Annotated in this window: 3 pseudogenes; 1 reads left to right on the top strand and 2 read right to left on the bottom strand. The window is 72.4% G+C overall.

Going from position 1 to position 702, the window contains the following annotated elements:
* Positions 1-146: pseudogene (locus tag MKK49_RS07615) on the bottom strand (FCD domain-containing protein); the annotation flags it as partial.
* A gap of 55 nt (positions 147-201) precedes the next feature.
* Positions 202-285 (bottom strand): annotated as a pseudogene (locus tag MKK49_RS24620) (hypothetical protein); the annotation flags it as partial.
* Positions 286-391: 106 nt separating this feature from the next.
* Between MKK49_RS24620 and MKK49_RS07605 the strand changes: the two are divergent.
* Positions 392-702: pseudogene (locus MKK49_RS07605) on the top strand (Ig-like domain-containing protein); the annotation flags it as partial.

Below are 702 nucleotides of genomic sequence, written 5' to 3'. Positions count from 1 at the left end.
CCGGCCCGGCGGTGCAGGGCGTCGAGGATTTCCTCGTGCTCGCGCATGGCCTCACCCCAGCGATCCCGGTCCTTGTCGAGGTTGGCGGCGTAGCGCACCCGACGCAAGCGCCCGGCGAAATTGGCGTAGGTCGTCGCCAGGCCTCCAGGTGCCGTTGGCCGCGACGGTGGCGGTGGCGGTCTGGGGCCCGAAGGCCGTCGCGTACGCCACCGTGACGGTGGCGCCGGCCAGTCCGATCCCCGACAGGGTCGGCGTTTGGTCGGATGTGACGCCGTCGCCCTGCACGCCGGTATCGACCGAGTAGGCGGTGATGACGGGCAGGACCGGGGCGACGCCGACGACGTCGCGGGCGGCCGGCGTCAGGGTCGCGAGATTGCCGGCGAGATCGGCGATGTCGGAGCCCGGCGTGCAGGGCGACGGCGTCACATCCGACCAAACGCCGACCCTGTCGGGGATCGGACTGGCCGGCGCCACCGTCACGGTTGCGTACGCGACGGCCTTCGGCCCCCAGACCGCCACCTCCACCGTCGCGGCCAACGGCACCTGGCGCGTCCACGTCCCGTCCCTGTCCGTCCGCGCCTACCTCTTCACCGCCAGCCTCCCCTCGAACGTCATCTTGGTCTACTCCCAGCCTCTCGCCATGACCAGCACCCACACCACCCAAGCCCGACCGGCCGCGACCCCGACACGCGTCCCCACCTC

Origin of the sequence: Methylobacterium sp. J-090 (assembly GCF_022829345.1) — a bacterium.
Taxonomy (GTDB): Bacteria; Pseudomonadota; Alphaproteobacteria; order Rhizobiales; family Beijerinckiaceae; genus Methylobacterium.
Note: the sequence above shows the minus strand (reverse complement) of the source record. Positions and strands in the feature narration are given on the sequence as shown.